This window comes from Nocardia sp. AB354 (assembly GCF_049538315.1).
GTDB lineage: Bacteria > Actinomycetota > Actinomycetes > Mycobacteriales > Mycobacteriaceae > Nocardia > Nocardia nova.
Genome location: NZ_JBMVFU010000002.1, coordinates 169,890 through 193,267, shown reverse-complemented (window position 1 = coordinate 193,267; position 23,378 = coordinate 169,890). Strand labels below are relative to the sequence as shown.

Here is a 23,378-nt window from a genome sequence, read left to right as displayed (position 1 = left end):
GAGGTCCGGGCATGACCGCCGCCACACCCCGCGGCGACGGACGCCGGCTGACGGCACTCGCGACGCCCATCGCGCTGACCCAACTGGCCCAGGTCGCGATCTCGACCACCAATATCGCGTTGATGGGCAGCCTCGGCGTCGACCAGGTGGCGGCCGGCGGGCTGGCACTGGTGTTGTTCAACCAGATCCGCACCATGTGCGTCGGGTTGATCACCGCCAGTGGCAATCAGGTGGCAACCGTGGTGAGCCGGGCCGAGAAGCAGCACCGCAGCCCCGAGCCCGAGATCCGCGATGTGGTCCGATCGAGCTTCCTCATCGCGACCGCGGCGGGGTTGCTCGGCGGTCTCATCCTGGTCGGCCTGGGCTGGTCGCTGCAGTGGCTGGGCCAAGACGCGGCGGTGCTGGCCGCGGCCCGGCCGATGATGGTGGCGCTAGCCCCCGGCCTGCTGCCGTGCCTGTGGTTCCAGGTATTGCGCCAGTACACCGTCGGCATGCAAAAGCCGCAGGCACTGCTGGTGGTGACGCTCGGCTCGGTGGCCTTGAACGCGGTGGTCGCGCTGGCGCTGATCCACGGCTGGGCCGGACTGCCCGCCCTGGGACTGACCGGCGTCGGCGTGGCGTCCTCGGTCGTCTTCCTCGTCACCTTCGCGGTGTTCTGGGTGATGGTGCGCCGCGACGCCGCGCTGGGGCCGACGCTGCCGATGCGGATGTGGCCGGTACGCCGGCCAACGGTCACCGCGGAACTGCGGCTCGGCGCGCCGATCGCCCTCACCTACGGCTCCGAGGCCGGCATGTTCTCGGTGCTGGCCCTGGCGATGGGCACGCTCGGCCCGGCGGCGCTGGCCGCGCACAACGTGGTGTATCAGCTCGTCTACATCGTGTTCCAGGTCGCGGTGGGGCTCTCGCACGGGGTCTCGATCCTGGTCAGCCGGGCCGTGGCCCGCGACGAGTTCCGCCGCGCCCAGAATCTGGCCTGGCTGGTGTTGCGGCAGGCGGCCGTGGTGGCCGCCGTGGTCGGCGTCCTGTACGTCGCGGCGCCCGATCTGGTGCTGCGTCCGTTCCTCACCGGCCGCGACGGGGCCACCATCGAGCTCGCGCACAGCCTGCTGCTGATCGCCGTCGTCCTGCAGTTCTTCGACGCCGCGCAGAACATCGGCAACGGCCTGCTGCGGGGAATCAAGGACACCCGGGCCGGATTCCGGTTGTCGCTGGTGGGTTATTGGATCGTCGGCCTGCCGACCGCGTTGCTGCTCGCCTTCCCACTGGGCCTGGGCGCGAGCGGCGTGTGGTGGGGTCTGACCGCGGGCCTGGCCGCGACGGCCGTGCTGATGCTGCGGCGATATTTCTCGCTGCTGCATCACCGCGAGGTCGCCGAACCCCGCCAGTTGGCCGACAGCCTCAACTGATCCGTACGCACCCCTACCACCAGTGCGGTTCACCTCGGCGGCTCGCACCCCAGCAAGTAAGCGGCACAACGGTTTACACTGGGGTGCCAGTCGCGGCCGATGCCGCCGCGTGAGCCGACCGTGAGGTGACGAGATGGTAGCCAGTGCCGGAGAACGTCAGCAGCCCGCGACCGAGCATCCCGAACTGGACATCCTGCCCACCTGGCCGCTGGACACCATCGCCGTCCTGGTGACCACCGATCCGTCGCCGCACGCGATTCCCGTGAGCTGGCCGGTGCGCGCCGACGATCGGCGAATCCTGTTGAGCCTCAAGTTCGATCGCGGGTCCCTGGCCCGGCTGCGCAAACGTCCCGACGTCGCGCTGCTGATCCTCGGCGGCGGCAATGTGGCGCTGTGCGCCCGCGGTCGCGCGCGGGTGATCGCCGATCCGATGCCCGGCGCCGAGGACTATGTGGCCGTTGCCATCGATGTCGAGGTGATCGACGACCACCGCCAGGGCGCGTTCGAGGTCGAGGCGGGCATCCAGCGCACGGTTCTCGACGAACCGGAACTCGAATACCTCCGCTCGCGTGTCGCCACCCTGCAGCAGATGGTCGACGCGAAGAATTGACGCCCATGATCGCCGCCTTCTCGGTCACCCCGCTCGGCACCGGCGCCGCTGTGGGCCGTGCCGTCGCCGAAGCCGTCCGCATCGTCCGCGCCAGCGGGCTGCCGAACGAGACCAACGCCATGTTCACCACGCTCGAGGGGGAATGGGACGAGGTGATGGCGGTCATCAAGCAGGCCTCCGACGCCGTCCTCGCGGTCGCGCCGCGCTGCAGCCTCGTGATCAAGGCCGATATTCGTCCGGGAGTCACCGGCGCCCTCACGTCGAAGGTCGAGACCGTCGAACGCTATCTCGCGGAAGGCTCCTGACCACCCGACACGGGCGAGCCGACCGGGCGCGACCTCACGGCCGGCGCTGCCGGTCCCGCAGCGAGTCGGCGAAGGTTTCCCAATGGGCGCGCCACTCGTCGGGACCCAGCGGTCCGCGTACGCCGCGGGTCCGCTCGGCCGCGTCCTCGGCGGCCCGGATTCGCGCCGCGAAGTCCAGCGTGGCCTTGCGGAGCCGCTCCTCGGCGCTTTCGGGTCCGCCCAGGTGAATCACCCGCAGCTCCTCCGGGACCAGATCCTCGGGCAATCCCGCCTTCGCGCTACGGGAGCGAACCTTCTCCGCCAGCGCCAGCGCGGGTTGCGCCATCGCGATCCCGTCCAGGCAGGAGCGGCGCGCCTTCTCGGTGAGTTTGCGTTCCTCCCAGGCCCTTTCCTGGGCGGCGACCTTCGCGGCCACATCCGCACCGGCGTCCACGACCGGATCCGACAGATGCGGACTGCGGTGCACCAGTTTCGCGACCAACGCCGCGGCCACATCGTCGACCGTGAATTCGCCTGCGGCCTGCGCGATCCGGGAATGGAACAGCACCTGCAGCAGCAGATCGCCGAGTTCCTCCTTGATCGTCTCCGCATCGCCGTGCTGGATGGCGTCGAGGAGTTCGTAGGTCTCCTCCAGCAGATACGGCCGCAGCGAGTCGTGGGTCTGGGTGACCTCCCAGCCACCGAAATCCCACAGCCGGTCCATGACCTCGACGGCCTCGGTCAGGCCGTGCGCGACCCGTGCGGAATCAGCCGCGGCGTCGTCGGTTCCGCCCGACGGGCGCTCGCCCCGGTCCTCGCTCACCCGACCGCGACCTCCGCGCCCATCGCGAGGTCGACCATGCCCTTCGGCTTGCCGTCGAGCGCCAGCAGCAGATCGGCGACGAACTGCAACAACTGCACATCGCGCACCCGCGCCGCGCCGACGCTGTCCTCCACCCGCGGCAACGGCAGCTGCACGATGCCCGTGGTGGGCCGGTAGTTCGCACTCGGATACAGCCGCTTGAGCCGCATCTGCTTCGAATCGGGCAGCTGCAGCGGCGACACCTTCAGCGTGGTGCCCGTGACACCGACCTCCTGGATGCCGTACTCGCGGCACAGCAGTCGCAACTTGGCGACCGACACCAACCGGCCGACCTCCACCGGCAGCGGGCCGTACCGGTCGACGAGCTCCTCCACCACGGCCGCGAGCGCCGAATCATCCTGTGCCGCAGCCAGTTTGCGGTAGGCCTCCAGCCGCAGCCGGTCGCTGGCGATGTAGTCGGGCGGAATGTGCGCATCCACCGGCAGGTCGATCCGCACCTCCTTGACCTCTTCCTCGGTCGTGATCGGCCGGCCGTCGGCGGCGGCGCGATAGGCCTCCACCGCCTCACCGACCAGGCGCACGTAGAGATCGAAGCCGACGCCGGCGACATGTCCGGACTGTTCGGCGCCGAGAACGTTTCCGGCGCCGCGGATTTCGAGGTCCTTCATCGCCACGGCCATACCCGCGCCGAGATCGGAGTTCTGCGAGATGGTGGCGAGGCGGTCGTAGGCCGTTTCGGTGAGCGGCTTCTCGGCCGGGTACAGGAAGTAGGCGTATCCGCGTTCCCGGCTGCGCCCGACCCGGCCGCGCAGCTGGTGCAGCTGCGAAAGTCCCAGAGCGTCGGCCCGTTCGACGATCAGCGTATTGGCGTTGGAGATGTCCAGACCGGTTTCGATGATCGTGGTGCACACCAGCACGTCGAACTCGCGCTCCCAGAAGCCCTGCACGGTCTTCTCCAGCGTGTCCTCGTTCATCTGGCCGTGCGCCACCGCCACCCGCGCCTCGGGCACCAGTTCGCGAATTCGCTTGGCGGCCTTGTCGATCGAGGAGACGCGGTTGTGCACGTAGAAGACCTGGCCGTCGCGCAGCAGTTCCCGGCGCACGGCAGCGGCCACCTGCTTGTCGTTGTAGCCGCCGACGTAGGTGAGGACGGGGTGGCGCTCCTCGGGCGGGGTGAGAATGGTCGACATCTCGCGGATCCCGGCCAGGCTCATCTCCAGGGTGCGCGGAATCGGCGTGGCCGACATGGTCAGCACGTCGACGTGGGTGCGCAGCGCCTTGATGTGTTCCTTGTGCTCGACGCCGAACCGCTGCTCCTCGTCGATGATCACGAGGCCGAGTTCCTTCCACCGCAGACCGGTCTGCAGCAGCCGGTGCGTGCCGACCACGATGTCGACCTCACCGGTGGCCATACCGTCGATCACCTCGCGCGATTCCGCCGGATCGGTGAAGCGGGACAGACCCTTCACCGTGACCGGGAATCCGGCGACGCGTTCGGCGAAGGTCTGCAGATGTTGCTGTGCCAGCAGCGTTGTCGGCACCAGCACGGCGACCTGCTTACCGTCCTGAACGGCCTTGAACGCCGCGCGCACCGCGATCTCGGTCTTGCCGTAGCCGACGTCGCCGCAGATCACCCGGTCCATCGGGACCGGGCGCTCCATATCGGCCTTCACCTCGGCGATAGCGGTGAGCTGGTCGTGGGTCTCGGTGAACGCGAACGCGTCCTCCATCTCCTGCTGCCACGGCGTATCGGGGGCGAACGCGTGGCCGGGCGCGGCCTGCCGCGCGGCGTACAACTGCACGAGTTCGGTGGCGATCTCGCGAACGGCCTTGCGCGCCTTGCGTTTCGTATTCGCCCAGTCGGATCCGCCGAGTTTGGAAAGACTCGGCATCTCCCCGCCCACGTAGCGGGAGAGCTGATCCAGCGAGTCCATCGGCACGTACAACCGGTCGCCGGGCTGGCCGCGCTTGCTGGGCGCGTATTCGATCACCAGGTATTCGCGCCGAGCGCCGCCGACGGTGCGTTCGATCATCTCCACGAACCGGCCGATGCCGTGCTGATCGTGCACGACCATATCGCCCGAGCTCAATGCCAGCGGATCGACCTGATTGCGCCGGCGGGCGGGGAGCTTCTTCCCCTCGCCGGGCGCGGTGACGCGGTTGCCGGTCAGATCGGATTCGGCGATGACGACCAGTTTCGCGTCGTCGAACACGATGCCGTCGTGCAGTGAACCGCACAGCACACCGACCAGCCCGCGCACCGGTTCGGCGCCCGGCTCGAGCGCCGCGGCCGGCACCTCGGCATCGGCGAGGCGTTCCTGAATGCGTTGCGCCGTACCGTGTCCCGCGACCACGATCACCGCGCGCCCACCGGTGGTCACGTGCGCGCGCAGCGAGGCGAAGACGGTCGCGACCAGTTCCTCCGAACCGCGGGCCGCCGGGGCCGACAGCACCGGCAGCACGATCTCCGCGGGGTCGTCGGCGGCCAGCGGGCTCAGCGTCCACCACGGCAATCCGCGCGACTCGGCACCGGCCCGCACGACATCGAGGCCGCGATACGCCGAGGACGCCAGATCCAGACCGTGCGCGCCCAACGGGGCCGAACCGCCGAAGGAGGCTGCCGTCCACGACGCCTCGAGGAATTCCTGTCCGGTGCGGACCAGATCGGCGGCGCGGGTGCGGATCTTCTCCGGATCGCACAGCAGCACATGCGACTGCGGCGGCACCACATCGGTGAGCAACTGGAGCTCGCCCGGCCGCAGCACCGGCAGCAGCGCCTCCATGCCCTCCACGGGGATGCCCTGCGCAAGCTTCTCCAGCATTTCGACCAGCGCCGCGTCGGCCGGGTTGTCCGCGGCCACCTTCGCCGCGGATTCGCGTAGGTCCTCGGTCAGCAACAGTTCCCGGCAGGGCTGTGCCACAACGAGATCCACCTCGACCTCGGTGAGCGAACGCTGGTCGGCGACCGAGAACGCGCGCAGTTCGCTGATCTCGTCGCCCCAGAATTCCACGCGCACCGGGTGATCGGCGGTGGGCGGGAAAAGGTCGAGAATGCCGCCACGGACCGCGAATTCGCCACGCTTGCCGACCATATCGGCGCGCTCGTAGGCGAATTCGACCAGCCTCGTGGTCAATTCGTCGAAATCGAATTCGGCGCCGACGCGCAGCACGACGGGTTCGATCTCGCCCAGTCCGGGGGCCATCGGCTGCATGAGCGACCGGACCGTGGTCACCACCACCTGCAGCGGTTCCGGATGGCCCGGATCCTCCGGATGCGCCAGCCGCCGCAGCACCTGCAACCGCCGGCCCACGGTGTCGGCGCTGGGCGACAATCGTTCGTGCGGCAGCGTCTCCCAGGACGGGAACAGCGCGACCCGATCGCCGATGATCTCGCTCAGCTCGACGGTCAGATCGTCGGCCTCCCGCCCGGTAGCGGTCACCACCACCAGCGGCCGCGCGGCCGCGACGGTCGCCGCCACGAACGGCCGGATCGCCGAGGGCGCGACCAGTTGCACCGAGGAGCGCCCGATCAATTCCCGAACCTGACTCAGCGCGGCATCGGCACCGGCCACCTCGGCCAGTCCCGCAAGAGGTGGGCGATGGCTCGGCATGAAAGAAACTCCCGGCTGCACAGATCTGCGAATCAGAGCGACCAATCGAGTCTATGTTTTCGGCCTCCGCTTCGCTCCGGCGGGGTTCTCGGCCCTCAGGCCTCGATTTGTCCCTCCTCCGCTCAGTCGCTGCGCTCCCTCGCTCCGTCAGTCCACAATCGAGGCGGCCGAGAACCACTCAGGCGCACATCTCGCGAATGCGGGCTCCGGCGTTCACAGGTACCGTCGTCTGACGTCGCGACCGATTACGGCACGTACCTGCGCAGCCGCCGGGCCGCGAATTCCCGGAAGTACGCCACCTTCTCGTCCGGCACGATCGAGGGCAGCAGGAAGTACCACATGCGTTCCATGCGCACCGCCATCTGGTCGATGGATTCGGTGCCGACGGCGGTGATGTGGACTCCGGCGGTCATCTCCTGCAGGAGAAGGCCGATGGTTTCGGGGTCGAGGTCGGGCTTGAGATCGCCCTGGGCGATGGCCCGCTCGGCGAGCAGTATCTGGGTTTCGCCCCAGGTCTTGGTGATGTTCTCGCCCGAGGCGCCGCGATAGTCACCGATCTGGTGCGTGAGTTTGAGCATCGCGCCCACCATCGGATCGTTCATGGTGAGGTCGGCGACGACGTAGGTGATGCCGATGGCGGCTTCGAGGGCGGGCACGCGCGGGTCGAAGAAGCCCTGGCAGGCGCCGCGCAGTCGTTCGTTGCCCTGGTCGACTACGGCGCGCGCGAGTTCTTCCTTGGATCCGAAGTGGAAGTACAGTGCGCCCTTGGTGACGTTGGATTGCGAGATGATCTCGCTGAGGCTCGCATTCGCGTAACCGAGTCGCAGAAAGACGTCGGCCGCGCCTGCCAGCACCGAATCGCGGGTGATTTCCGCACGCGCTTGCCTAGCCATCAGATCCGCCTGTCCTCAAACCAGCCATCCTGAAGTAGACCGATATCCCGAAGTTGACCGACATCACAGCTCGAACAGCACTTGAAGGATGGGTGAACCGTACCATCCGACCGGCCGTCGCCAGCGGAATCGAGCATTAAGACCAGTCTCCTTCGCAAACAATGGGCTAACCGTCCAGTTCGGTCCCCTATTACCCCCCCGGCATCGCCACCGCCGGTCAGCCGGGTGTCGCGCTCGGCCATTCGGAGGCCAGCTGCGGATCGGCCTCGAGGTGGGTGAGTCCGTTCCAGCACAGGTTCACCAGATGCGCGGCGACCACCTCTTTGGAGGGCTGCCGCTCGTCGAGCCACCAGGTGGCCGCGGTGGCGACCATGCCGACCAGGGCTTGCGCGTAGAGAGTGGCGAGACTGGTGTCGAAGCCGCGGCGTTCGAAATCGCCGGCGAGGATGTGCGCGACCTGGTTGACCGCCTCGTTCAGCAGGCTGGAATAGGTGCCGGCGGCGGCCGAGGCGGGCTGATCGCGCATCAGGATCCGGAAACCGTCGGTGCGCTCCTCGATATAGGTCAGCAGCGCCAGGGCGACCTGTTCCAGCCGGACGCGGGAGCGGTTCCGGGTCAGCGACGAGGTGATCATGTCCAGGAGCGTCGACATCTCACGGTCGACGACCACCGCGTAGAGCCCTTCCTTACCGCCGAAGTGTTCGTACACAACGGGTTTGGAGACCTGAGCGCGCTGGGCGATCTCCTCGATGGAGGTGGCGTCGTATCCGCGTTCGGCGAACAGCGCCCGCCCGATCTCGATCAACTGCTGGCGCCGCTGCGTTCCGGTCATCCGCGGGCGCGGCACCCGCGCCGCATCACCCGAAGTCATCGCTGCTCCCCCGCCTCTCTCCCCCGCCTCTCCGGGAATCTTGCCGGTCGTAGGTACCTGGAGATTTCTCGGCCGGGCCGGCGGTCGGCAACGCACCTGCGGTCAGGGCGTGCCCGACGAGTTACCCATGTGCTTTCGAAATCAGATGTTGCGTTGTGCAAATTTACCGGACCGCGACCGGGCCATCTCGCAGACCCGCGACCACGCGTGGGAAAATCTGCCCGCAATTCGCGGAGATGCGGGGAAACGTGCGAGGATATTGCGCGCATGCCGTGCGTAGTGGTGGGCCCGTAGGGTTCATCGGTGCGACGATCCGCCGTAGTGTAATGGCAGCACCACTGATTTTGGTTCAGTTAGTTCAGGTTCGAGTCCTGGCGGCGGAGCTGGCGATGGGGCTGTGACCTGCGTGAATATCGAGTGAAGCCCCGAGCCGGGGCCCGGGTCCGAGTGGACTAGGGTGTGGGCGGACGGCCAGCCGCCGGGCCCGCCGCAGGCCGGATCTGCGAAGGTCCGGCGCAGGCTGCGACAGCCGCAGGCCAAAGACAGCGCGTACCAGCACGATGACAGGCAGCCGAGGGAGATCCATGCCACAGCAGACCGCCGTCGTCGTTCTCGCCGCCGGTGCCGGAACTCGAATGCGGTCCAAGACACCGAAAGTGCTGCATTCGCTCGCCGGGCGCAGCATGCTCGAGCACGCCCTGCACGCGGCGAACGAGATCGACCCCACCGCCCTGATCACGGTGATCGGCCACGACCGCGAACAGGTCGGCGCCGCGGTGAATTCCGTTGCGGCAGAACTGGGTCGCGAGATCACCTCCGCGGTGCAGGAACAGCAGCTGGGCACCGGGCACGCGGTGCAGTGCGCCCTGACGGCGCTGCCCGCGGACTTCGCCGGCGACCTGCTGGTGACCTCCGCCGATGTGCCGCTGCTGGACGGGCACACCCTCTCGGCCCTGCTGGACGAGCATCGCAGTTATCAACCGCGTTCCGCGGTCACGGTTTTGACCTTCGTTCCGGAGGATCCGAACGGGTACGGCCGGATCGTGCGCGACGCCGACGGCGGTGTGCTCGAGATCGTCGAACACGCCGATGCCACGCCGGAGCAGGCGGCGATCAACGAAGTCAATTCCGGCGTCTACGTTTTCGACGTCGCCGTGCTGCGGACGATGATCAGCCGCCTGACGACCGCCAACGCCCAGCACGAGCTGTATCTGACCGATGTCCTGAAGCTGGCGCGCGAGGCCGGTAATCCGGTGCACGGCGCGCGTCTGGTCGACGCCGCCAAGGTCACCGGCGTCAACGACCGGGTGCAGATGGCCCAGGCCGCCCGCACGCTGAACCGCTACATCCTCGAGCGCCATATGCGCGCCGGAGTCACGGTCATCGATCCGGCCACCACCTGGGTGGATGCGAGTGTGCGCATCGGCCGCGACGCGGTGCTGCGCCCCGGCGTGCAACTGCTCGGCAATACCGTGATCGGCGAGGATGCCGAGGTCGGCCCCGATTCCACCCTGACCGATGTGCTCGTCGGCGAGGGCGCGAAGGTGGTCCGGACCCACGGCGAGGGCGCGACCATCGCGGCCGCCGCCACAATCGGGCCGTTTGCCTATTTGCGACCGGGGACCATCGTCGGCGAATCCGGCAAGATCGGCGCATTCGTGGAGACCAAGAACGCCTCGATCGGCGCGCATTCGAAGGTCCCGCATCTGACCTACGTCGGCGACGCCACGATCGGCGAATACAGCAACATCGGCGCATCGAGCGTGTTCGTCAACTACGACGGGGTGAAGAAACACCACACCGTCGTGGGTTCGCATGTGCGCACGGGCAGCGACACGATGTTCGTGGCGCCGGTGACCGTGGGCGATGGCGCATATTCGGCAGCGGGTACTGTGCTGCGTAGAAACGTTCCGCCGGGAGCGCTGGCGGTGTCCGGCGGAGCGCAGAAGAACATTGAGGGCTGGGTGCAGCGGTATCGTCCCGGGACGGCCGCGGCGCAGGCGGCGGCGGAGGCGATCGCGGCCGATGACAGAGCGAGTCAGGCAACCGAGCAAAAGGATGGCAACACAGAGTGACCGCGTTCTCCACCGATAACCAGAAGAACCTGATGCTGTTCTCGGGGCGCGCTCACCCCGAGCTGGCCGAGCAGGTCGCGAAGGAACTCGACGTCGCGATCACGCCGCAAACCGCCCGCGAGTTCGCCAACGGCGAGATCTTCGTTCGCTTCGAAGAATCGGTACGCGGCTCGGATGCCTTTGTGCTGCAGAGCTTTCCGGCTCCGCTGAACCAGTGGCTGATGGAACAGCTCATCATGATCGATGCGCTCAAGCGCGGTTCGGCCAAGCGGATCACCGCCGTCCTGCCGTTCTACCCCTACGCCCGCCAGGACAAGAAGCACCGCGGCCGCGAGCCCATCTCCGCTCGCCTGGTCGCCGATCTGCTCAAGACCGCCGGCGCGGACCGCATCATCACCGTCGACCTGCACACCGATCAGATCCAGGGCTTCTTCGACGGCCCGGTCGACCACATGCACGCGCTGGTCCAGCTGTCGGAGTACGTGCGCAACCACTACAGCACCGAGAACGTCACCATCGTCTCCCCCGACGCCGGTCGCGTGAAGGTGGCCGAGAAGTGGGCCGACGCGCTCGGTGGCGCGCCGGTGGCGTTCATCCACAAGACCCGCGACCCGCTGGTGCCGAACCAGGTCAAGTCGCATCGTCCCGTCGGTGACGTCGCGGGCCGCACCTGCATCCTGATCGACGACATGATCGACACCGGTGGCACCATCGCCGAGGCCGTGCGCGTGCTGCGCGAGGCCGGGGCCGGCGATGTGGTCATCGCCGCCACCCACGGCGTGCTGTCCTCCCCCGCGGCGGAGCGCCTGGCCTCCTGCGGCGCCAAGGAGGTCATCGTCACCAACACCCTGCCGATCACCGAGGACAAGAAGTTCCCCTCGCTGACCGTGCTGTCGATCGCCCCGCTGCTGGCGCGGACGATCCGCGAGGTCTTCGAGAACGGGTCGGTCACCGGCCTGTTCAACGGCTCCGCTTAAGCCGTTCCGCCTCTCCGCGTATTCAGCGTGTCGTCGGGTGGGCGGTGAGTTGGCAGTCGGTCTCGCCTTCGGGGCGTGTCGGCTTTCGGGGGTGCCCGGGGAGTTACCCATGTGCTTGCGAAATCAGTCGTTCCTTTGGATGTCTATCCTAAGGGGCGGCTGATTTTGTATTGGTCTTTGTTCTCTCCTCTTCTTTCGTGATCAGCGGTAGCGTTGGTCGTAGGGTGCACCGCGAATGTTGAGGGTGTGCCGGGCCTGCGAGAGAGGTGGGCACGGATGGCCGACGACGACACTTACCCGTTGATGGACGAGGTGTTCGAAATGGGCGATGACGAGCGCGAAGACCTGGATTACGACCTCGGTGACGATGAACAGGCCGACGAGATCCGCGAATATCAGCGCTACATCGACGATCCGCCCGACGACCTGGAGATCAGGTATCACGAGAACGACGACGACGGCCGCCTGGGGATTCGCAGCGAACTCGACCAGGAATGGACCCGCCGCCGGCATCGTCAGGAATTGCGCGACGAGGACGAGCGGCCCGCCGAAGTCGCCGCCATCGAGGTGGTCGACGAGCCGGGCGACTGAGCGGCGGCCGGTCGGAGCGGGCGCCGCGGAACATGTCCGCGGCGGTCGCTAAGTTGGCGGTATGAGCGGATTCGCAGGGTTCCCGTTCGCCGGGCTCGACTTCTACGAGGATTTGGAAGCCGACAACTCGAAGGCTTTCTGGACCGCCAACAAACACGTCTACGAACAGTCCGTGCGGGCGCCGATGATCGCGCTCACCACGGAACTGGAGAACGACTTCGGACCGGCGAAGATCTTCCGGCCGTATCGCGACGTGCGGTTCTCCAGGAACAAGGCGCCCTACAAGGACCATCAGGGCGCGGTGGTCCGTACCGCCCCCGGAGCGGGGTGGTACGTCCAGATCGGCGCGCCCGGGCTGTATGTGGCCGGCGGGGTGTACGCGCCCACGCCCGAGCAGCTCGCGCGGCTGCGCACCACCATCGACGACGAGGTGCGCGGCTACGAATTGCAGGCGCTGCTGGACGGTTTGGCGGCAGTCGGCTATGTGATCGGCGGGGAGCAACTGAAGACCCGTCCCAAGGGTTTCCCCGCCGACCATCCGCGCATCGACCTGCTGCGCCACAAATCTCTCGTGATCCACAAGGACTTCGGCGCACCGCCCTGGCTGGAAACACCGCGCGCCGCGACCGAAGTCCGAGCCGCCTGGGAAGACCTGCGGCCGGCCGTCGAGTGGCTGGCCGCGGTCATCGGCAACTGACCTCGGCGCAGAACCCGCGCCGGGCGATCAGCGTCGTTCGGCGAGGACCAGGGCGAAGCGGTCGTCCGGATCGGTCCACACCTGTTCGGTGGCGAATCCGGCGCTGTCCAGTTCCCGGCCGAGTCCGTCGACGCGGAACTTGGCCGAGATCTCGGTGCGCATCTGCTCACCCTGGGCGAAGTCCACGACCAGGTCGAGGTCGGCGACCGTGACCCTCATATCCCGGGTTGCCGCCAACCGCATCTCGATCCATTCGTTCTCCGCGTCCCAGTGGGCGATATGGGCGAAGGCGTCCGGGTCGAAGTCGGCATGCAAGCGAGAGTTCAACACGTGCAGGACGTTTCGGTTGAATTCGGCCGTCACTCCCGCGGCGTCGTCGTAGGCGGGCACCAGCACGGCCGGATCGGTGACCAGTCCGGCCCCCAGCAGCAGTTGCTCACCCGGCTCGAGCACCTGCTGAATGCCGGCCAGGAATTCGGCCCGCTCCTGCGGGACCAGATTGCCGATGGTGCCGCCCAGGAAGGCGATCATGCGGCGACCGCCGCGCGGGAGATTGTGCAGGGTTCGGGTGAAATCGCTGACCACCCCGTGCACCGCGAGATTCGGGAATTCGGTGCTGATCTGCTCGGCGGCACCGCGCAGCGCCGACACCGACACATCCTGCGGCACATAGGTCTTCAGCGGCCCCTCGGACAACAGCGCCGAGAGCAGCAGACGCGTCTTGGCGGCCGAGCCTGCGCCCAGCTCCACCAGTACCTCGGCCTGAGCGGTGCGCGCGATCTCGCCGACCACCCGCTCCAGTAACGCGCGCTCCGTGCGAGTCGGGTAGTACTCCGGCAGTTCGGTGATCGCTTCGAACAGTTCGCTGCCGCGCGCGTCGTAGAACCACTTCGGCGGCAGCGTTTTCGGATTCGCGGTGAGTCCGATCCGAGCGTCCGATCGCAGGGCTGCGTCGAGATCGTCGTCGGTGAGGTGGATGTCCAGCGTCGGTTCGATCATGTACGGGCCCTTTCGGATTCATCAGGTCCTGCGGAGAGAACAGGTTGTGCCGCGTCCAGCGGCTCGACCACGAGAAGGCCGGGCCGCACCGTCAGCAGCTGCCGGTCGGTAATCGCCTGCCAGCGCGGGTCGTCGTCGTACGGTTCGGAGGACACCACCGCGAAATCGTCGGCGACGAGCACCGACAGCGAATGGTGAACGGTTGTGGCCCAGAATGTTTCGCCGTCCCCGAGCAACAGGTTCAGCCGGGCACTCGGCGCCTGCGCCAGTACGGCGCGAACCGTCGCCGACACCGCGGCGGCGACCGCCCGGAGCCGGGCGTCGGACTCGCTGCGGCCTGCGAAGGTCGAAGACATCGCGCCGATTCCGTTCAACGCGGCACGCAGCACCACCCAGAGCGCGGCCGAATCGGTCGCGGATTCGGCATCCAGCAGATCCGGCGACCCGAACCGCGTTGCCACCGCGGGCAATACCGTGCGCCAGTTCTGGATCACGCCGTTGTGGCTGAACGCCCATCCGCCGTCGGTGAACGGAGCACAGGCCGTTCGCTCCACCGGCATACCGACCGTGGCCGAACGCACCGCGGCCAGCACCGCGGGCGAGGACAGCTGCGGCAGCACCTCTTCGACCGCGGGGTCGGTCCAGATCGGCGCGGGGTTGCGATAGCGGCTCGCGGTTCCTGCCCCGGTCCACCACGCGACTCCGAAACCGTCGGCGTTGACGGTTCCCCCGTGGCGCATATCGTCGGGCGCCCACGACTGGGTGCGCAGCGAATGCGTGCCACGGGTGAGCAGTTCACCGACCGGAGCCGGCGGTCCCAGATAGCCGAGATGTCGGCACATCAGCGCTCGTCCGGTCGCAGGTCGCGGGCGAGGCGGAAGCCGGAGAAGATCTGACGGCGGATCGGGTGGTCCCAGTTGCGGAAGGTGCTGCGGCAGGCGACCGGGTCGGTGCCGAAGGATCCGCCGCGCAGGACGCGGTAGTCACCGCCGAAGAACACCTCGGAGTATTCGCGGTACGGGAACGCGGCGAATCCGGGATACGGCTCGAAACCCGATGCGGTCCATTCCCAGACGTCGCCGATCAACTGATGCACCCCGGACGGTGACGCACCGGCCGGGTACGCGCCGACATCGGCCGGTTCCAGATGGCGCTGCCCCAGATTGGCGGTGGTCTCGTCGGGTTCGGCGTCGCCCCACGGATATCGCCGCGACCGCCCGGTGGCCGGATCGAACCGCGCGGCCTTCTCCCATTCGGCCTCGGTGGGCAAACGCTTCCCGGCCCAGTTGGCGTAGGCCTCGGCCTCGAACCAGCACACATGCACCACCGGCTGCTGCGGGCGCACCGGCGCCAGGGTGCCGAAAACCCGTCGCCACCAGCGGTTGTCGCTGTCTCGCTCCCAGAACTGGGGTGCTTCCAGATCGGCGTCCACACGATGGGCCCAGCCACGCTCCGACCACAGCTCGGGCCGGTGATAGCCGCCGTCGTCGATGAACGCCAGATACTGCGCATTCGTCACCGGCGCCGCGTCGATCGCGAAGCCGGGCAGCTGGACGCGATGTTCGGGGCGCTCGTTGTCGAGTGCCCACGAGTCAGACGAGGTGCCCATGGTGAATTCGCCTGCGGGAACGACGACTTCGTCGCCGACCGCGACGCGCGCGGCCGGTGCGGGCGCGGCTGTCAGCACCGCGACGCCCGCGCGCAGCTGATGGGTGGCCAGCATGGTCTCGTCGTGCTGTTGCTCGTGCTGGGCGATCATGCCGAAGGCGAAACCCCTGTCCACCAGACGGTTTCCCCGCAGCGGACTGGAATTCAGGACATCGAGCACCTTGTCGCGCACGGTGCGCACGTACCCGCGTGCCTGCACCGGATCCAGCAGCGGCAGCGCCGGACGGTCGGCCCGGGCATGCCGGAAGGCGTCGTAGAGGTGGTCGATATCGGCCCGCACCGGCTCACGCCCGCCGACATCGCGGACCAGCCACAGTTCCTCCTGGTTGCCGATATGCGCCAGATCCCACACCAGCGGGCTCATCAGCGGCGAATGCTGGGCAACCAGCTCGGCCTCGTCGACCGCCTCGGTCAGCACCGTCGTGCGGGCGCGGGCGCGGGTCAGGACCTCCGCGATCTGTGTGCGTAATCGCTCGGCCGCGGCGTGATCGGTTCCGATGTGAACGGTCATCAGTGCTCTCCCAAGGGTCGTGCCCGGCGGCCTCGTCGCACCGCAGCGAGGTGCGCGCCGCCGGTCGTACTCATTCGGCCGTCTCGGCGGGTGCGCAGCGGGCGACCTCCCCGTCCGGAATGCGCCCGCGGCGACATCGCCGCACCGCGGCCCACACCTGCTCGGCCGCCTCGTCGCTGCGGGCGTGTTCGGCGGCGAGAGTCAGCAATTCGACTGCGACGGAACGGATCTCGGGATCGGCCAGGCCGCAGCGGGCGGCCGAGGCCCATTCGTCGGCGACCGGCTCGGCCAGCGCGGTGGCCTCCGCGACGACCGCCGGCGCCGACATCAGCGCGTCCACGACGTGGATCGGCACCGACCACTGATCACCCGGCTGTGCGTCCAGATAGCGGACCTCGAGATGTCCGGCCGCCCGCACCGGGGGAAAGACCGTGGTCAGGTGGTAGTCGAGATCCTCGACCTCCGGGCGGCGGCCGATCTCGTCGTCGAGCGCACCACACAGCCAATCGGCGAAGGTCGCGCCCGGCGGCGCCGTCCAATCCGCCTCGGCCGGGCCACGCCGCACGCAGAGCAACGGGGTATCCAGCGCCCAGCGGCCGTACTCGGTGAGCGGATCGGCCCAGCTCCGCACCGGCGGCCGGGTGCGGGTGTGATCGAGCCGCAACCAGGTGCGCATCCGCTGCGACGCCCAGGCGCCGGTGGGAGCCCCGTGCAGACTCGGCGAACAGGCGAACGCCGCCACCAGGGCCGGGCCGACCGCGTACAGCGCGTTCCAGCGAGCCGCGATCTCCGCGGGATCGGCACCCGCGTCCACGCTGACCTGCGTGGCGGCGGTATTGCACATCATCAGCTTGCCGTACGGGCCCACCCCCGCGAAGGCCCGTTCCATCGCGCGATAACGCGGTAGGCGAAGCACCCGGCGGGCCCGCCGGCCGGCATCGGCGGCGGCGGAATACGTTCGGATGGATCGGGTTTCGAGGAGACCGGAGAGAAAGCGAGAATCCTCGAGCAGCCGGGCGCAGAGTTGCGCGGCATCGGCGAAGGGGGCGCTGGACAGTTCGATCTGACCACCGGGTTCGATGGTGATCCGGCTGCCACCGGGAAGTACTTTGGCGGGCGAATCGGGCGAAATAGACTGCGGGGCATAAGGACCCAGCGCATCCGCGAGCATCGACAAGCGCGGACGCGAATCCGGCGCCGACAGCTCCCCGCGAGCGGTGAGCCACTCCAGTTCGGCACCGATCAACGCCGGTGGGCCCTGTTTGAAACAGACACCTCCCACATATGCCTCCGCCGCGGCGCGCGAAGACAAACCGGCACCCAACCCGGCCGGCGCCTTGTCCACCGTTACCGCCATGCCAACCTCCGCTCGAGCCTGCGGGGGATCACCCACCGCGTTCCGCTCACCCTGAGCCCATGCCGGCGACAGTGCCGCATCGACCGAGTGCCGGTATTGCGTGTAGCAGTGCAACGAGAGACCGCGCCCGGTTCTTCCGTCGCTCGAACCAGGGTAGCCGCGCGCACCGACACAAAATCCGTCGAAATGGTGAACATGCCGGTCACGGCCGTACCACCAGCACCACCGCCCCCACCGAACGCCGCTGTTCCACTTCCCGATGGGCGGCCGCGGCCGCCGCGAGCGGCAGCCGGGCGTGGATCCGGGGCACCAGTTCACCGCGCACCGCCGCGGCGAGGGCCTGCTCGGCGTCCGCCCGCTGTTCGGCATCGGACTTGCGGATGACGACGCCGAGCGCACCGGTCACCGTCAGTCCCCGCCGAGCCACGCCGAGGGCGTCGAGGGCCGCCCAGTCGCCGGAGGCGAAGCCGTACAGGCCGATCCGGCCCGCACCGTCGGCGGCCGCCGCGAGGGCCTGCGCGGCGACCGCGCCGCCGACCGCGTCGAGCACGACGTCCACGCCCCGGCCGCCGGTGAGCGCGCGCACCCGCTCGGCCCAGTCCCCGGACCCGTAATCCAGGGCGTGATCGGCACCGAATTCCGCGACGGCGGCCGTCTTCGCCGCACTCGACACGCCGATCACCCGCGCGCCCGCGGCCTTCGCGGTCTGCACCAGCATCGAACCGATCCGGCCCGCGGCCGCGGTGACCAGCACCGTCTCCGCGGGCCGCACCGCCATCGCCGCGAGCAGACCGCGCGCCACCGCGCCGGATTGGAACACGGTGAGCGCGACCTCCGGATGCAGACCGTCCGGTACCGGGAAGGTATATGCCGCCGGGGCCAGGGCCAGTTCGGCGTATCCACCGGCCTGGCCGACCGTCGTCGCCACCACCGCCCGGCCGAGCAGCGCCGGATCGACGCCGGCACCGAGGCCGACGACCCGCCCGCCGACCTCCAGCCCGGGGATCCACGGCAGCGGTAGCGGATACCGGCCGGATCGCACGATCACGTCGCCGAAGGCCACACCGGCCCGCTCGACCTCCACCAGGACCTGCCCGGCGGCGGGTTCCGGTTCCGCGACTTCCGCCGGAACCAGCACCTCGGGATCGCCGAACTCCGTCACCCGTACAGCACGCATGGCATCTTCTCTCGTTTCGCAGGTAAGGTTTCCGCGAGACAATCTGTCTCGTTCCGAACGCACTGTCCAGCTTCCGAAACTTCCTGTGCCACGACAAGATTCATCTCGGCGGATCTGTCCCGAAACAGACAAGGAGCCGAAAATGTCTCAGCAGAACGTGCGCGTCGTCCGCACTCGCACCCTGCTGCGGCAGGCGTTGATCGAGGCGATCGAAGAGCGGGGCTTCGACCGGATCACGGTCGGGGAACTCACCACGCGGGCGATGGTCAGCAGGGCCGCGTTCTACCGCAACTATCGCGACAAATACGAACTCGTCGAGCAGATCTTCGACGAGGCGATGACGGAGATGACCGCCGGCGATCCGGACGCCGAGCGCTCGCCCGAACAGCGCTGGGCCGGCTTCTTCGCCCATATCGACCGCTATCACCGCCTGTACGCGGCATTGCTGGGCCGCAAGGGAAGTCCGTGGTTCACCGACCGCATGCGCACCACCCTCGCGGCCATGTCCAGTGCACATCTCCCGGGACAGTCCGCGACCGATTTCGTGCCCGGCATCGTCGGGGCGATGTTCGTCCAGTCGATCGTGTGGTGGCTCGACAACGGCCGGCCGTGTCCGCCGGAACAGATGGCCGCCGAGTCCGCGCGGCTGATCCGGGCCGTTCTCGGGACGGCGTCCGGCGGCGGTGGTTGGTGATGGCCTACCGTCGACAGGGTGCTCGATAGCGACCGCCTGCGCGCCGATATCCCCGCCTACGACACCGCCGGACCGCCGCCGGTCTTCCTCGACAGCGCGGGGTCCTCACTACCCCCGCGCGTCGTCGTCGATACCGTCGTCGCGCATCTGCGGCGGGAGGCCGAGATCGGCGGATATCGCGCCGCCTCGGAACGGCTCGACGATCTGGCGGCGGTCAAGACCGCGATCGCGTCGTTGATCAACACCGACGCCGCGGCGATCGCCCTGAGCGACAGTGCCTCGCGTTCCTGGTCGGATTTCTTCTACGCCGTACCGCTGCGGACGGACGATCGCATTCTGGTCTCGGGTTCGGACTACGCCAGCAATGTGATCGCGGCCCTGCAGCGGGCGCGGGCGGCGGGGGCGACCGTCGAGACGATTCCCAGCGACGACACCGGGCAGATCGACCTGGTGGCCCTCGACGCCATGCTCGACGACCGCGTGAAGATCGTGTCGCTACTGCACGCTCCCACCAACGGCGGCCTGGTCAACCCGGTTGCCGAGGCCACCCGCATCGCCCATCGCGTCGGTGCGCTGGTACTGCTGGACGCCTGCCAATCCGCAGGTCAGATCGATATCGATGTCGCGGAGCTGGGCGTCGACGCGATGTCGGCCACCGGCCGCAAGTGGTTGCGCGGCCCGCGCGGCACCGGCTTCCTCTACGTCCACCCCGACGCCTGCCGCGAACTCGAACCCAGCCGCCTCGATCTGCACAGCGCCGCGTGGACCGGACCCCAGGAGTACCGCGTGGCTCCCGACGCGAGCCGCTTCGAATTCTGGGAATGCGACGTGGCGGCGCGACTGGGCCTCGGCGCGGCGGTGCGGTATCTGCTGGATCTGGGGCCGGAGAACGTCTTCGCCGACGTGGCCGCCAAGGCGCGGCATCTGCGCGAGAATCTGCCGTCGATCCGGGGAGTCACGGTGCGGGACCTGGGAACCGAACATTCCGGCATCGTCTCGTTCACCGTCGACGGTGTCGATCCGAACGAGGTGCGCGAGAGCCTGCGTGCCGCAGACATCACGGTGACGGTCAGCTACCGTAGCTCGACGCTGCTCGACATGTCCGCGCGGCGGCTCGAGTCCGTCGTGCGTGCCTCGCCGCATTGCTTCGTCACCGTCGAGGAGCTCGATCGCTTCCTCGAGGCCGTCGACCGCCTCGCGGGCTGAGGCGGCCGAACCGAGTTCCGATTTTCATCGTGTTATTCGTAGTGCGACGCTGAAACGATCACGCTCCGGCGCCGGCTAACGCCGCGCCCGCGCACCGAGATAGTGCAGATGTGCCGACCGCCGGTCGGGTGGAGACGGGAGTTCGAGGGTGAGCCGGTTCACCGAGGAAATGTTCGCGACCGCACAACGTTCCCGCCGGGGGCTGATCACCGGGGAGCCGGAGGCGCCGCTACGCCGGGGGTGGGACGAGATCCACCGCCTCGCGCGACGGATGGCGGGCGGGCTCGCGGCGGCCGGGATCGAGCACGGCGACGCCGTCGGCGTGCTGGCGGGTATGCCCGCCGATATCGCGCCGGCGTGCCAGGCGATCTGGATGCGCGGGGCGTCGATCACCATGCTGCATCAGCCGACGCCGCGCACGGATCTGCAACTGTGGGCCCGCGACACCGAGACGGTGCTGCGGATGATCGACGCCCGCGCGGTGCTGCTGGGCGCGCCGTTCGAGGTGGCGGCGCCGCTGCTGGCCGAACGCGGTATCAGCGTGGTCCTGACCGACGACCTGGCCACCGGATCCGATACCGATCCGGTGCCGACCGAGGAATCCGATATCGCCCTGCAGCAGTTGACATCCGGTTCCACCGGATCGCCGAAGGCGGTGCGGATCACGCACGAGAACTTCTATGTCAACGCCTACGCCATGTTCGACCGGGTCAAGTTCCAGCTCGATCAGGACGTGATGGTCAGCTGGCTGCCGCTGTTCCACGATATGGGCATGGTCGGATTCCTCAGCGTGCCGATGCAATTGGGCGCCGAGGTGGTCTGTGTGACGCCGATGGACTTCCTGCGACGGCCGATCCTGTGGGCCGAACTGATCTCGAAATACCGCGGAACGGTCACCGCCGCACCCAACTTCGCCTACTCGCTGCTGACCCGCCGCTTGGCGCGCGCCGAGGACGGCAGCGTGGATCTGAGCAGTGTGCGGTACATGTGGAACGGCGCCGAACCGGTCGATCCCGACACCATGGAGGCCCTGGCCGCAGCCGGGAAACGCTTCGGGCTCAGCGCGTCCGCGCTCACGCCGGTGTACGGCATGGCCGAAACCACACTGGCGGTGTCGATTCCGGATCCGGGCGTCGGGCAGGTCGTCGACCTCGTCGACGCGGATCTGCTCGAAGCGCTCGGCAAGGCGATTCCGGTGACGGATGCCCCGGCCCACCACGGCAATCTGCGCCGCCTGCCTCTGCTCGGCCGGCCGGTGGACAATCTGGAGATCCGGGTGGTCGACGACGAGCACCGGCCGTTGCCGACCCGAACCGTGGGTGTGCTCGAGGTGCGTGGACCCGCGGTCACCGCGGGCTATGTGACCGTCGAGGGTTTCCGGCCCGCGCGCGACGCCGAGGGCTGGCTCGACACCGGCGATATCGGCTATGTAACCGAGGACGGTTCGGTGGTGGTCTGCGGCCGGATCAAGGACGTGATCATCATGGGCGGGCGCAACATCTTCCCGACCGATATCGAACGCGCCGCGCTGCGCGTCGCCGGCGTGCGGCCGGGCAACGCGGTCGCGGTGCGCCTGGACGCCGGGCAGAAGCGCGAGAGTTTCGCGGTCGTGGTGGAGAGCAACGACTTCCAGGATCCCGAGGTGGTGCGCCGGATCGAGCACGAGGTCGTGCACGAGGTCTTCAGCGCGGTCGGCGCCCGCCCGCGCAGCGTCACCGTGCTGGGCCCGGGAGCGCTGCCGAAGACGTCCTCGGGGAAGCTGCGCCGCTCGGCCACCGCGGCGCACCTGAACTGATCGTCACGAGAGTTGCTGCGGTACCGGATCTTCCGAGGCATCCAGCGGATAGCGGTCGCCGAGCGGGGTCCGGTCGCGGTACACGAAGGCGGCGACCAGATCGTCGGCGACGCGGGCCAGATCGTCGCGGCCCTCGACCGCACCGCACCAATCCAGCGGTAGCGCGTCGAGGCCGTGACGGGCGCCGAGGATGTTGCCGGCCACGGAACCGGTGGAGTCGGAATCGCCGGAGTGGTTGACCGACAACAGGAATGCGCGGCGCAGGTCCCCCGTCCGCTCGGCGTCCAACGCGCAGTAGACCCCGATGGCCAGGCATTCCTCGGCTACCCAGCCCGCCCCGACCTGTTCGACCCCTTCGGAGGTGGCGGCTCCCGCGTCCGCGGTGGCCACGGCCTTGCGCAGGGCGGCGGCGGTTTCCGCACCACCGGCGACCGCCTCGACCTGGCTCGTGGTGTCCTGCACCGCGGTTCGCAGATCGGCGCCGTCGACGAGCCGGTCGATCAGCGCGGCGAAGGCGCCGGCGGCCAGATATCCGGTGGGATGGCCGTGGGTGAGCTGGGCACACCGCGCCGACGCCTGGAAGGCGGCCTCGGGTCCGAGGGCGGCCAATCCGAACGGGGCGGACCGCATGACCGTCCCGCAACCCTTGGAGTCCTCGTTCACCGGACCCGGGACGCCGAAGGGATGGGGTTCGCGATAGCTCCGCGCCTGCCGATTCAGCCCGCCCATACACGCGTTGCCCGGTGCGCGCACCGCGTACAGATACGGCAGACTCGCCAGCCAGCCGTCGGGGCGTGCGTCGGGCGCGTGTTCGCGTTGGGTCCGCAGCCAGCGCAGATAGGCGCCACGCAGGGCGGGCGCCGGATCCGCGCCCGGCGCGCACCGCAACAGCCCCTCGGCGGTGAACAGCGTCATCTGGGTGTCGTCGGTGATCTGCCGGGGCGCGGATTCGTCTGCCGCCGGGGCGAATCCGGTGAGCCCGTCGGGACCGAACCGATCCCGGATCTGTTCCAGCTTCAGGAATTCGATCGGCCAGCCCAGCGCATCACCGACCGCCCCGCCCAGTAGCGTGCCCCGATACCGATCGAAAATCGTCGTGTAGTCCTGCACGGCCACCGATCTTCGCAGAGATC

General features: G+C 68.6%; 20 protein-coding genes and 1 tRNA gene. 11 read left to right on the top strand and 10 right to left on the bottom strand.

Annotation, left to right across the window (positions count from 1 at the left end):
- Nucleotides 1-11 precede the first annotated feature (11 nt).
- The 3 genes from ACPCUW_RS03410 to ACPCUW_RS03400 all read left to right on the top strand — a co-directional run bounded on the left by ACPCUW_RS03410 (nucleotide 12) and on the right by ACPCUW_RS03400 (nucleotide 2,321).
- The gene (locus ACPCUW_RS03410) at nucleotides 12-1,406 is read left to right on the top strand and encodes an MATE family efflux transporter (protein ID WP_423423636.1); all 1,395 of its coding nucleotides are present in this window, start codon (nucleotides 12-14) and stop codon (nucleotides 1,404-1,406) included.
- Between the two features lie 133 nt (nucleotides 1,407-1,539).
- Nucleotides 1,540-2,016, top strand: coding sequence for a pyridoxamine 5'-phosphate oxidase family protein (locus ACPCUW_RS03405; protein WP_030515243.1), 477 nt, complete (start codon nucleotides 1,540-1,542; stop codon nucleotides 2,014-2,016).
- 5 nt (nucleotides 2,017-2,021) lie between these two features.
- A complete protein-coding gene (locus tag ACPCUW_RS03400) occupies nucleotides 2,022-2,321 on the top strand; it encodes an MTH1187 family thiamine-binding protein (protein ID WP_423423635.1) in 300 nt (99 codons plus the stop codon).
- Nucleotides 2,322-2,355: 34 nt separating this feature from the next.
- On the opposite strand, the gene ACPCUW_RS03395 is transcribed toward ACPCUW_RS03400, so the two are convergent.
- From ACPCUW_RS03395 to ACPCUW_RS03380, 4 genes are all read right to left on the bottom strand, one after another.
- Nucleotides 2,356-3,024 (bottom strand): MazG family protein, encoded by a 669-nt coding sequence (locus ACPCUW_RS03395; RefSeq protein ID WP_423423785.1) that lies wholly within the window; start codon nucleotides 3,022-3,024, stop codon nucleotides 2,356-2,358.
- Nucleotides 3,025-3,119: 95 nt separating this feature from the next.
- On the bottom strand, nucleotides 3,120-6,734 hold the full coding sequence (gene mfd, locus ACPCUW_RS03390; protein WP_423423634.1) for a transcription-repair coupling factor: 3,615 nt from the start codon (nucleotides 6,732-6,734) through the stop codon (nucleotides 3,120-3,122).
- Nucleotides 6,735-6,979: 245 nt separating this feature from the next.
- Nucleotides 6,980-7,627, bottom strand: a complete 648-nt coding sequence (locus tag ACPCUW_RS03385) for a TetR/AcrR family transcriptional regulator (RefSeq protein ID WP_040721767.1) — start codon at nucleotides 7,625-7,627, stop codon at nucleotides 6,980-6,982.
- Between the two features lie 217 nt (nucleotides 7,628-7,844).
- A complete protein-coding gene (locus ACPCUW_RS03380) occupies nucleotides 7,845-8,459 on the bottom strand; it encodes a TetR/AcrR family transcriptional regulator (RefSeq protein WP_063009351.1) in 615 nt (204 codons plus the stop codon).
- A gap of 351 nt (nucleotides 8,460-8,810) precedes the next feature.
- Between ACPCUW_RS03380 and ACPCUW_RS03375 the strand changes: the two genes are divergently transcribed.
- The 5 genes from ACPCUW_RS03375 (at nucleotide 8,811) to ACPCUW_RS03355 (ending at nucleotide 12,838) form a co-directional block, all read left to right on the top strand.
- Nucleotides 8,811-8,881, top strand: a tRNA-Gln gene (locus ACPCUW_RS03375).
- A 201-nt stretch (nucleotides 8,882-9,082) separates the two neighbouring features.
- Nucleotides 9,083-10,573: a bifunctional UDP-N-acetylglucosamine diphosphorylase/glucosamine-1-phosphate N-acetyltransferase GlmU gene (gene glmU, locus ACPCUW_RS03370; RefSeq protein WP_063009349.1), complete on the top strand. Its 1,491-nt coding sequence runs from the start codon at nucleotides 9,083-9,085 to the stop codon at nucleotides 10,571-10,573.
- On the top strand, nucleotides 10,570-11,550 hold the full coding sequence (locus ACPCUW_RS03365; protein WP_030515237.1) for a ribose-phosphate diphosphokinase: 981 nt from the start codon (nucleotides 10,570-10,572) through the stop codon (nucleotides 11,548-11,550). Before glmU ends, ACPCUW_RS03365 begins: the two co-directional genes overlap by 4 nt.
- A 276-nt stretch (nucleotides 11,551-11,826) precedes the next feature.
- Nucleotides 11,827-12,141 carry a hypothetical protein gene (locus tag ACPCUW_RS03360; protein ID WP_051043132.1) on the top strand — a complete coding sequence of 105 codons (315 nt, stop codon included), beginning with the start codon at nucleotides 11,827-11,829 and terminating at the stop codon, nucleotides 12,139-12,141.
- A 61-nt stretch (nucleotides 12,142-12,202) separates the two neighbouring features.
- A complete protein-coding gene (locus tag ACPCUW_RS03355; RefSeq protein ID WP_423423633.1) occupies nucleotides 12,203-12,838 on the top strand; it encodes a DUF2461 domain-containing protein in 636 nt (211 codons plus the stop codon).
- Between the two features lie 27 nt (nucleotides 12,839-12,865).
- Here ACPCUW_RS03355 and egtD read toward each other — a convergent pair whose 3' ends face one another.
- From egtD to ACPCUW_RS03330, 5 genes are all read right to left on the bottom strand, one after another.
- A complete protein-coding gene (gene egtD / locus ACPCUW_RS03350) occupies nucleotides 12,866-13,837 on the bottom strand; it encodes an L-histidine N(alpha)-methyltransferase (RefSeq protein WP_064901795.1) in 972 nt (323 codons plus the stop codon).
- Nucleotides 13,834-14,679, bottom strand: a complete 846-nt coding sequence (gene egtC, locus ACPCUW_RS03345; RefSeq protein ID WP_423423632.1) for an ergothioneine biosynthesis protein EgtC — start codon at nucleotides 14,677-14,679, stop codon at nucleotides 13,834-13,836. The genes egtD and egtC overlap by 4 nt, the downstream gene beginning before the upstream one ends.
- The gene (gene egtB, locus ACPCUW_RS03340; RefSeq protein ID WP_423423631.1) at nucleotides 14,679-16,016 is read right to left on the bottom strand and encodes an ergothioneine biosynthesis protein EgtB; all 1,338 of its coding nucleotides are present in this window, start codon (nucleotides 16,014-16,016) and stop codon (nucleotides 14,679-14,681) included. Before egtB ends, egtC begins: the two co-directional genes overlap by 1 nt.
- A gap of 70 nt (nucleotides 16,017-16,086) precedes the next feature.
- Nucleotides 16,087-17,373 (bottom strand): ergothioneine biosynthesis glutamate--cysteine ligase EgtA, encoded by a 1,287-nt coding sequence (gene egtA / locus ACPCUW_RS03335; protein WP_423423630.1) that lies wholly within the window; start codon nucleotides 17,371-17,373, stop codon nucleotides 16,087-16,089.
- Nucleotides 17,374-17,575: 202 nt separating this feature from the next.
- Nucleotides 17,576-18,550 carry a zinc-binding dehydrogenase gene (locus ACPCUW_RS03330; RefSeq protein ID WP_064901797.1) on the bottom strand — a complete coding sequence of 325 codons (975 nt, stop codon included), beginning with the start codon at nucleotides 18,548-18,550 and terminating at the stop codon, nucleotides 17,576-17,578.
- A gap of 142 nt (nucleotides 18,551-18,692) precedes the next feature.
- Between ACPCUW_RS03330 and ACPCUW_RS03325 the strand changes: the two genes are divergently transcribed.
- The 3 genes from ACPCUW_RS03325 (at nucleotide 18,693) to ACPCUW_RS03315 (ending at nucleotide 22,245) form a co-directional block, all read left to right on the top strand.
- Nucleotides 18,693-19,244, top strand: a complete 552-nt coding sequence (locus ACPCUW_RS03325; protein ID WP_030515229.1) for a TetR/AcrR family transcriptional regulator — start codon at nucleotides 18,693-18,695, stop codon at nucleotides 19,242-19,244.
- Nucleotides 19,245-19,262: 18 nt separating this feature from the next.
- Nucleotides 19,263-20,450: an aminotransferase class V-fold PLP-dependent enzyme gene (locus ACPCUW_RS03320; protein ID WP_423423629.1), complete on the top strand. Its 1,188-nt coding sequence runs from the start codon at nucleotides 19,263-19,265 to the stop codon at nucleotides 20,448-20,450.
- Between the two features lie 148 nt (nucleotides 20,451-20,598).
- A complete protein-coding gene (locus ACPCUW_RS03315; protein WP_423423628.1) occupies nucleotides 20,599-22,245 on the top strand; it encodes a fatty acyl-AMP ligase in 1,647 nt (548 codons plus the stop codon).
- 3 nt (nucleotides 22,246-22,248) lie between these two features.
- Here the strand turns inward: ACPCUW_RS03315 and ACPCUW_RS03310 are convergent, their stop codons facing one another.
- Nucleotides 22,249-23,355, bottom strand: coding sequence for an ADP-ribosylglycohydrolase family protein (locus ACPCUW_RS03310; RefSeq protein ID WP_393525825.1), 1,107 nt, complete (start codon nucleotides 23,353-23,355; stop codon nucleotides 22,249-22,251).
- Between the last annotated feature and the right edge of the window lie 23 nt (nucleotides 23,356-23,378).